We start from the raw sequence: 1,114 nt of genomic DNA, 5'->3' as shown, positions 1-1,114 counted from the left end.
CGCCGCCCCGTCCTGTGTCCATCCTGCTGAATTCGGTTGCCCATGACTCGAAGCTGCCGAAGGCTTCGGCCATGGCCTTGCGACTGCCGGCATCGGCCTGGCGGCTGCCGACCAGGTTGCCGAAGTAGTACTCGTGCAGCACCACCGAGCCGGTGCGCAGCAGGTGCTCCCGCTTGAGTTCGTTGTAGAGGTACGGCGGCATGTCCGGTGCGGCGAGCGCCTCGGCAAGGTGCTTCTTCGTCACGGCCAGCGCCTTGACCGAGCCGCCGTAGTTGTTCTCCCAATGCGAGCGGATCAGGCGTTCGGACAATCCTTTCAGTTTGGACGGGTCGAACGGCAGCGGCTTGAGCGTGGGGGTGCTGACGGGTGCAAGTGTGGAGGTGGACATGGCGGTGGTCTCCGAAGTCGGAACGGCATGGGCGGCCTTGGCGGCTCCCAGCGCGAGGGGCGCCGTAGCGGCCAGACTCAGGACGTGACGGCGTTGGGTGTCGATCGGTGGAGTCTTGGTCATCTCGTGATCACGGGAGCTGGAGGTGAAAGGTGCGGGTGCCTCAGTGCGCGCATTCGTGCATCGCGGGCGCGCGTCGATTGAGCGGGAGGTGATTCACGCGGTGCTCCCGTTGCTGCGGAAACTGGCCAGCAGCCCGTCGAACACGGCGCAGGCGCGTTCAAGCAACTGGTCGTCGTCGGCCACGGAGTCGCGCAACCCTGCCAGGACGCTTTCCACGCCCAGCGCTTCCGGGGGCGGTGCCCCGCCGACATCGAGGTAGTGCACCAGCAGACCCACGCGTGCGATCGGGCCTTGTTCCAGACCGAAACTGGCGGCGAGCACCTCGAATGTGACGCGGTGGCCGACGTGGCTGAAGGTCGCGCCATCGAAGTCGAACCCCAACGCCTCCGGCGGACAGTCGGCCGGATGGGCGAGCCACAGAATGCGGGCCTCGGGATCGATGAAGCGACGGATCAACCAGGCGCTGGCCAGCCGGTCCACCCATGGACGCTGCCGCGTGGCCCACAGACGGCCTTGGTAGTCGGCGGTGCGCAGCCGCTGGATCGTACCGGCCACGAAGCCCGGCTCGTCCGGCGCCTGCAGACGGGCACAGGCCATTTCCAG

At 67.3% G+C, this 1,114-nt stretch carries 1 protein-coding gene and 1 pseudogene; both read right to left on the bottom strand.

What is annotated here, in order from left to right; all coding sequences use genetic code 11:
* Nucleotides 1–388, bottom strand: a pseudogene (locus ABB33_RS19150) (superoxide dismutase); the annotation flags it as partial.
* Nucleotides 389–604: 216 nt separating this feature from the next.
* Nucleotides 605–1,114, bottom strand: a 510-nt coding sequence (locus ABB33_RS17965) for a chromate resistance protein ChrB domain-containing protein (protein WP_056932983.1), incomplete at its 5' end; no start/stop codon positions are given.

Origin of the sequence: Stenotrophomonas acidaminiphila (assembly GCF_001431595.1) — a bacterium.
GTDB lineage: Bacteria > Pseudomonadota > Gammaproteobacteria > Xanthomonadales > Xanthomonadaceae > Stenotrophomonas > Stenotrophomonas acidaminiphila.
This window is presented reverse-complemented; position numbering and strand designations above follow the sequence as displayed.